The organism is Dehalococcoidia bacterium (genome assembly GCA_021295915.1).
In the GTDB taxonomy this organism is placed as follows: Bacteria; Chloroflexota; Dehalococcoidia; order Lucifugimonadales; family UBA1123; genus VXRN01.
Window position 1 is genome coordinate 1 of sequence record JAGWBK010000001.1, and the last position, 7299, is coordinate 7299.

Annotated in this window: 9 protein-coding genes and 2 tRNA genes; 1 reads left to right on the forward strand and 10 read right to left on the reverse strand. The window is 56.5% G+C overall.

The annotated features are described in order from the left end of the window. Nucleotides 1–237: 237 nt before the first annotated feature. A complete protein-coding gene (locus tag J4G14_00005; GenBank protein ID MCE2456188.1) occupies nucleotides 238–1446 on the reverse strand; it encodes an MFS transporter in 1209 nt (402 codons plus the stop codon). A 137-nt stretch (nucleotides 1447–1583) separates the two neighbouring features. Further along, nucleotides 1584–2087, reverse strand: a complete 504-nt coding sequence (gene sixA / locus J4G14_00010) for a phosphohistidine phosphatase SixA (protein MCE2456189.1) — start codon at nucleotides 2085–2087, stop codon at nucleotides 1584–1586. Nucleotides 2088–2356: 269 nt separating this feature from the next. Between sixA and ppk2 the strand changes: the two genes are divergently transcribed. Further along, nucleotides 2357–3304 (forward strand): polyphosphate kinase 2, encoded by a 948-nt coding sequence (ppk2, locus tag J4G14_00015; GenBank protein MCE2456190.1) that lies wholly within the window; start codon nucleotides 2357–2359, stop codon nucleotides 3302–3304. 82 nt (nucleotides 3305–3386) lie between these two features. Here the strand turns inward: ppk2 and J4G14_00020 are convergent, their stop codons facing one another. The 8 genes from J4G14_00020 to J4G14_00055 form a co-directional block, all read right to left on the reverse strand. Further along, nucleotides 3387–4106 (reverse strand): ATP-binding cassette domain-containing protein, encoded by a 720-nt coding sequence (locus J4G14_00020; GenBank protein ID MCE2456191.1) that lies wholly within the window; start codon nucleotides 4104–4106, stop codon nucleotides 3387–3389. Between the two features lie 23 nt (nucleotides 4107–4129). Further along, nucleotides 4130–4858 carry a cobalt ECF transporter T component CbiQ gene (gene cbiQ, locus J4G14_00025; protein ID MCE2456192.1) on the reverse strand — a complete coding sequence of 243 codons (729 nt, stop codon included), beginning with the start codon at nucleotides 4856–4858 and terminating at the stop codon, nucleotides 4130–4132. 80 nt (nucleotides 4859–4938) lie between these two features. Next, the gene (locus J4G14_00030; GenBank protein MCE2456193.1) at nucleotides 4939–5232 is read right to left on the reverse strand and encodes a PDGLE domain-containing protein; all 294 of its coding nucleotides are present in this window, start codon (nucleotides 5230–5232) and stop codon (nucleotides 4939–4941) included. Nucleotide 5233: 1 nt separating this feature from the next. Further along, nucleotides 5234–5950 (reverse strand): energy-coupling factor ABC transporter permease, encoded by a 717-nt coding sequence (locus J4G14_00035; protein ID MCE2456194.1) that lies wholly within the window; start codon nucleotides 5948–5950, stop codon nucleotides 5234–5236. A 33-nt stretch (nucleotides 5951–5983) separates the two neighbouring features. Further along, nucleotides 5984–6415 (reverse strand): transcriptional repressor, encoded by a 432-nt coding sequence (locus J4G14_00040; GenBank protein MCE2456195.1) that lies wholly within the window; start codon nucleotides 6413–6415, stop codon nucleotides 5984–5986. 308 nt (nucleotides 6416–6723) lie between these two features. Then, complete coding sequence (locus tag J4G14_00045) at nucleotides 6724–6960, reverse strand: PQQ-binding-like beta-propeller repeat protein (GenBank protein MCE2456196.1); 237 nt, start codon at nucleotides 6958–6960, stop codon at nucleotides 6724–6726. Nucleotides 6961–7009: 49 nt separating this feature from the next. Further along, nucleotides 7010–7086 (reverse strand) — tRNA-Val (locus J4G14_00050). A 24-nt stretch (nucleotides 7087–7110) separates the two neighbouring features. Further along, a tRNA-Arg gene (locus J4G14_00055) sits at nucleotides 7111–7187 on the reverse strand. Nucleotides 7188–7299: the final 112 nt, after the last annotated feature.

Below are 7299 nucleotides of genomic sequence, written 5' to 3' on the forward strand. Positions count from 1 at the left end.
CGCTCAGAGATGACACCTCTGAGGATCACTCACCCGGACATTTTCGCTGGTCAGTTAGCCATGACACTTATGCTGGTCAGTTACGCCGACATAATCGCTGGACTACGACACCCCAGGGGTACATTTTTCGCCCGCCCTTGACACCGACATAGCGAGAGGCCGTTCAACGCGGAAGATGGTCTCGCAGGCACGAGTAAATACCATTGCGAGGCAGTGCAGGTAAGCTAGAATCGAGTTCTACTGCAAGTCTGTTCGCGGCTTGGCCTGCGTCAATGCCAATGCCGCTGTCGCGAACATCCCTGACACAGCAAGGAAAGCCAGGGTGTAGCTCCCTGTGATGTCGTAAGACACACCGGCCAGTATTGGACCGAAGAAGAACGAGACTAGAGTCGCAAAGTTAATCAGTCCCATGATACTGCCGAAGTAGCGAATTCCAAATGCGTCCTGCACTACGAGTTGGAACAGGGCTCCGAACGCTCCGTTGAAGATTCCCAGAACCGGGACTGCGGTCCACATGACCATCGGATTGTCGGCCCGAATCATTGCAAGAAGGAATACGGCCTGCCCGACGAAGTTCAACATCAGTGCGTAACGAGAGGTCACCCTTTCGGCCACCAGTCCCATGATGAACTTACCTACCATGCCCGCGATGGCGTACAGGCTCAAGACTATGGACGCGACAGCAAGGGTGGTCCCGCCATCCAGGAGATGTGGGATGATCTGTGGGATTATCGCCGAGTAGGTGAAAGTGCCCAGGGTTACTGCAACCGCGATCGCGTAGAACGACTTGTCGCGCAGAGCCTGCCCTACAGTCCTGCCTGTGACTGGGGCTGCTCCCCTGATCTCTAGCTCAGTTGCACCATCTTCGAGGTCGCATTCGGATGGTGAGTCACGCACCATGAGCAACGTGTACGCAAGTAGCAACACCGTCATGATGCCGAGCGCGACATATGTTGCCTGCCACGACATCAGGAGTAGCATCCATCCCATCATGGGTGGAAAGACCAGCCCCCCGAAGTTGTTCCCCATCGCAGTAATTCCCATGACACGTCCCCGGGTACGCCTGAACCAGAGACCAACGAGTTTACCGGCAGGCAGCATTGAAGCGCCCGTATATCCGGCGTATTGAAGAAGGCTCAGGGCGTACCAGTGCCACAGCTCGGTCATCATGGGTCGCATGACGAAGCTTAGGGCCACAAGAGCCAGAGACCCCGCAATTACTGGTCTTGCCCCATAGCGATCGATGAACCTGCCCAGCATGGGAGCCAACAGGCTCCCAACGGCAGTGAACGAAAGCGAAGCGCTGATCTGGGAACGGCTCCAGCCGAAGGTCTGCTCCAGCGGCTCGATGAAGATGCCAAAGCCATACTGTCCGGCACCCGTGCCGAGGGCAGCGGCGAGGAATGGCACCGAGACGACCCACCAGCCACGGTAGATTCTTGGCATTTTCCTTGGGAGGGTCAGACGCACTCGGACCATTCCCTGTTAAGCCGCGTGGGCCACCGGTCAGACATGCTCAATAACCACCACCGAAGGGAAGGGCGTGTTGCCGATCTGATCTATTGTGACCTCCATGGCACACTTCACCCCAGTTTCGAGATCTGTTTCGGCGTCAGAGACCACTCGATACGTCCGCAGCGACCTGGACCCACAGTAGGAATGCGCAGTTTGCAGAGGGCTCCCTTCTTCAGTCGGATTGCACAATTTAATGTGCCTGACGAGACGAGGGATATCAGGCTGCTGAGGTGAGGCTCGTGTCCTACGACCATGACACTGTGCTCTGAGGCGTGTGCTTCGCGGAGCTCTTCGAGAATCTCCCTCGGCTCTGCCCATGGTACGAGGAAATTGGAATACTCAAGTCGCATTTCGAGGGTCAGGCCTTCTCGAACTACCTCAGCCGTCTGTACCGCCCTTACCAGTGGACTGGTAACAATCAATTCAGGGCATATCCCGAGTGAGTTCATGCCCGTCACCTGTCGTGCCAGGCGCTCGATGCCTCTTAGCGTGAGTGGCCGCTCCCGATCGTCCGAATACTTCAAGCCATCTCGTTCTTCAGCCTGCCCGTGTCTGAGTACGTAAAGGTCCATTACAGTCGATTCCTCAATGCTAGCCGGAGAGTCCGGGCACCCGACAGATTATACGACTGCATGGCCGCGTGATGGTATGCGTTTGAGCGCAGCAGGTCACTAGGCTTGATCTGAACAAGGGCAGCGTGGGTGAAACTCGAGTAATGACGGGGAACCAGTTCGAAATCCGTCTAGATTTGACCTCGAATCGTGTGCATCGTCCATGTTTTGATTAAGTGTCACGTCCGTCGTAATATATTCTGGAGTATCTAAATATGGGTGGTAGTGCAATGAATAAGAACAGCCTTAATTCCAGCAACTCTATTTCAGATAACCAGACGGTTACTGTAGTCTCCGGTGCTCCGACCGGGTTTGAGGAGCCCATACCAAACGCCCAACCCATTGAAGATCCAACGCACATAGGTGCAGAAAACCGCATTCGGTACTTCAGGGAGAACCTGTACCCATACGCCCAGAGAATGCGCAGAAAGGAGTACGAATCGCTGAAGTTGCCGCTTCAGGTGGAACTCATCAAGCTGCAGAATTGGATGAGGGATACGGGGGAAAGGCTGATGATCCTGTTCGAAGGTCGGGATGCAGCCGGTAAGGGCGGCACTATCAGACGGTTCATGGAGCACTGGAACCCCCGCCAGGCGCGGGTTGTGGCCCTTGATAAACCATCCGACGTCGAAAGAGGGCAGTGGTACTTCCAGAGATACGTCAGGCACTTTCCGACCGCAGGCGAAATCGTGCTATTCGACAGGTCCTGGTACAACCGTGCAGGTGTCGAAAGGGTAATGGGATTCTCTTCAGACCGTGAGTACCGGCTGTTCATCCGGCAGGCACCGGCTCTCGAGCAGATGATTGTCGAGTGTGGAATTCACCTCGAAAAGCTGTATTTCTCCGTTAGCCGCAGAGAGCAGCTGAGGCGATTTGAGAGAAGGGCTAACGACCCGCTGAAGCAATGGAAAGTCAGTTCCGTTGACCTCAGATCCAAGGACAAATGGGAGGAGTACACAGAGGCCAAGGAAGCGATGTTCCTCCTCACCGACACCGACGTTGCCCCCTGGACGATAATAAAGTCCGACGACAAGAAGCGGGCAAGGATCAACGCAATGCGGCACGTCCTCAATCTCTTCGATTACGAGGGCAAGGACGAGTCCGTGGTGCAATTGCCGGATCCCTCGATTGTCGCCTCGTCAACCGAGATCTATACGGCGGGTGCCCCTGTCAGATAGCGAAGGGCGGTCCCTGACAGCCCATTGGCTCCTCCACACGGAGGGTGTTCCAACAGGGGCTGGACTGCTCACTTGATTGCCTCTAGGGCATTTCGAGTCCGTGCGACTCCAGCAGGGCCTGATCCGAGAGGATTTCCTCAGTGGGGCCGTCAGCTACCACTGCGCCCCCGTCCATGATTATCGACCTCGGGAGTATCTCCTTGACCATGTGCAGGTCGTGAGTTGTGACCAGTATGGTCTGATCCAGCCGATCGAGCAGGGTGATGAGTCCGCGTCGGGCCCTGGGGTCCAGGCCAGCAGAAGGCTCGTCCAGCACCAGTACCTGTGGATTCATTGAGAGCACTGTCGCAATTGCCGCTCGTTTCTTCTCGCCGCCACTAAGGTGGAACGGCATTCTGTCGGCGTACCCGTCAAGACCGACCAGACTCAGCGCGTGCAGGACGCGGTCATCTATCTCGTCCTGTGGCAGACCCATGTAGATGGGGCCAAAGGCGACATCGTCGTAGACCGTGGGAGAGAAGAGCTGATCGTCAGGGTCTTGAAAGACCAGCCCGACAAGAGACCGGATTAGCCCGAGCGTCTCTTTGTCGTCTTCCACGACGCGATTCCCCATGACACTGACGTCGCCGTTGCCATGCAACAGACCGTTAAGGTGGAGTAGCAGTGTAGATTTGCCAGCCCCATTCGGACCCAGAATCGCAACTTTCTCTCCGGCCCGGAGACTGAAAGTCACACCCCCGAGCGCTTGTCGACCGTCAGGGTATGAAAACGAGAGATTGCTAATCTCCAGTGCGGTGGCCACGTCTCTCTGTATAGTTGTAGAAGTCACAACAGGAACCTTGCGCTGATTGCGATGGTGGCGAAGAGGGAAAGAGGTAGAGCAATCTGAACCGCGGCAAGTCTACCCAATGGGGTAGTGGCCCGCTGTCTGATTCCGCCGTCGTATCCCCTCGCGAGCATGGCCATGTAGATTCGCTCGCCGCGGTCAAGGGTGCGGATGAAAAGAGAGCCTGCCATGCCGCCGGCACTTCTGGCTCTCCAGATCAGGGATCCCCCGGAACCTGGTCCGACCCCGGCACTTCTAGCGGAGCGGGCACGGAGCATCCTCTGGGCCTCTTCAACGAGCACGAACAGGTATCTGTACATCAGCATTACCACTGCTACTAGAATCTCTGGCAGCTTCAGAGACCTGAGCGCTGCGAGCAGGCCAAGGGCAGGGGTAGTGGAAGTCAGTATCACCGCCGCGGTGACTGACGCCCACGACTTGATAAAGACACTGACGAAGAACTCCATACCTTCCGCTGTGGCGGTCAGTGTAAACAACCCCAGCGACAACTCGAAAAGCGGAGCGCCGGGCTTGGTGAACACGGTTGGTAGCGCGATAAGTATGAAGGGAAGAGCGATAAGCGACCGCAGAAACACGCGGACCACCCCGACGCCCGAAATTGCGGCCGCCGCCCATGCGATTAGAAGCATTGCCCCGAACGCGGGCCACTTGCCTGGCGGAATGGAGGTAGTCGCGAAGATAAAGGCGAGGGCGATGACGAGTTTCACGCGCGGGTCGGCGCGGTGTAATAGCCCGCGGCCTTCGATATAGCGATCGAGGAGTGCAGTGCTGGTAGAAATCGCGCGACTCAGACTCTACGGTTGGCAGTAGACCGGTATGCCATATAGGTACCACCTGCCACTAGCAGATAGATGACCGTCACACCGATTACTCCCGCGAGCACAGTGGCGAGAGCCTCATTTTCGACGCCGGGAAAGACGTAGTCGGCGATTACGGCATATGGAGCTTCCTTGGCCGTGTCCATGAATCCCTGATCTTCAGCGACCCTCTCGAGGCCGTCGGGTGAAGACGAAGCAAAAGGGGCTACCAGCGTAATGGCAATGGCAATAAAGTAGCCTGCAATCCACCATGTAACTTTCATGTCACACTCCCTCAGCGAATTGGACCCGCGATTCCCTTCTCGCCTGTAGAAGCTGCGGTCGGGCCACCCTGATAAACGAGAGCGCAAATACCGTGATCAGCCCCTCGCCAATGCCGATCAGCGCATGTACAGCCGCAAGGGCAGGGAGGGCAAGTGATAGAGGCGACGTGCCTGAAAAAGCCAGGGCAAAGGCCGTAAAAACGGCTGCCATCATCACCGATACCCATGCGCTGACAAAACCGCCAGCAAAGAGTACACCCTTGGATGATGAACCAAACTTCCGGGCGATGAAGTAGACTCCATAGCCCGCAAGGACGCTGACGATGGACATGTTGAACAGGTTGATGCCAAGCACGACTAGTCCGCCGTCCTGAAAGAGCAGCGCCTGCAGCCCAACGACTGCCGTCATTACGATAATTGCTGCCCAGGGCCCCAGGATGATAGCGGCCAGCGCACCTCCCACGAGATGGCCGGACGTACCCCCTGCAACTGGGAAGTTGATCATCTGGGCCGCGAATATGAACGCCGCCATCACACCCATCATCGGCACCATGCGCTCATTGAGTTCCGTGCGCGTCCGATTGATTGCAAATGAGATAACGAGAGCAACCACAACATACCCGGCAACTGCCATTGGAAGGCTAAAAAAGCCGTCGGGGGCGTGGAGCGGGTGAGGAATGTCCCATCTCAATACACTTATACCTGCGTTTAGTAGCATTTGGGTTCTCGTCCTACTGATGTTCAGGTGCGACTAAGGAGTAGCCTCTCGACACTCCTGGCACGCCCCGAAAATTGCGAGGTGGTCGATGTCCACCTCGAATCCGTATGTTTCAAATATGTTTGTGCCCAGTGACTCCAGCATGACATCGTCCAGGAGGACGACTCGATCGCAGTCCTGGCAAATTAGATGGTGGTGCCTGACTTCTTCGATCCATTCGTAAGAGTGCTGATCGCCTCCCATGTGGGTCTCTGACACGAGGCGCATCTGCTTGAGCATGTCAAGCGTGCGGTAGACAGTCGAAAGATCTATGTAAGAGTACGACTCCTTGACCTGCTCCAGGACCTGTGAGGCGGTGATATGGCCCTGTGAATGACGCAAAGCTGACAGAATCATCAGGCGCTGTGGGGTAGGCCGGTGGCCCGACTCTTTTAGGGTCTGAACTGTCTGGTCTTCGCAACTCATTTTACTGGCTCTCGCACTCAACACCAACATAGTGGATCAGCGATAGTCAGTCAAGAGAAAATATCTAGTAACAGCGACATGCAGCAATTGCGAGTATTCGCAAGAGTGTGCTTGTGAGTTGCTCCTGAACGAGAAGTTCGCTCTGAAGAGCGCAACGGGAGCGGCTCTACTCCAGACGTAGGACTGAATTTAAGAGGTTCACCCCGGTCGCGCTAATTCTCACTTGCAGGTAGCGCGAACGCAACTAGTGCCGCGTCTGTGCTCCGGCCAGTGGCGACTACGACGAGCTGCCGTCCTGTACCTGTCACCTAGGTCATCGGATTCGCCTGGGTTGGATACGGGGTCGCTCCACGCCAGAGTTCGGCGCCTGTTGGCATGTCGAATGCATAAAGGTACGGCTCGCCGCCGCCCAGGAAAACCAGTCCCCCCTGGTCGCCATCGGTCCTGAGTTGCCATACGTGCCCAGCCGGTCCGGTAAGTCGACCCCGCTGAGCAATGGATGCGTGCGGACTTCCTCGTTTCCTTCTCCGAAAGGCACCTTCCACACGATCTCGCCCTCGTTCAGGTCGATTGCCACCAAGTGCGTATACGTCGTGGTGGGCGATACAGGACTCGAACCTGTGACCTTCTGTGTGTAAGACAGACGCTCTAACCAGCTGAGCTAACCGCCCATTTGGGTGCGGAAGGGAGTGTAATGGCGCGCTTGGCGGGACTCGAACCCACGGCCTCAGCCTCCGCAGGGCTGCGCTCTATCCAACTGAGCTACAAGCGCGCGATTCATTGGTCTTTTGGCCTAAAGAGAGGCTGGTGCCGAAGGAGGGAGTCGAACCCACACACCCGTAAGGATACTACGTCCTGAACGTAGCGCGTCTACCGTTCCGCCA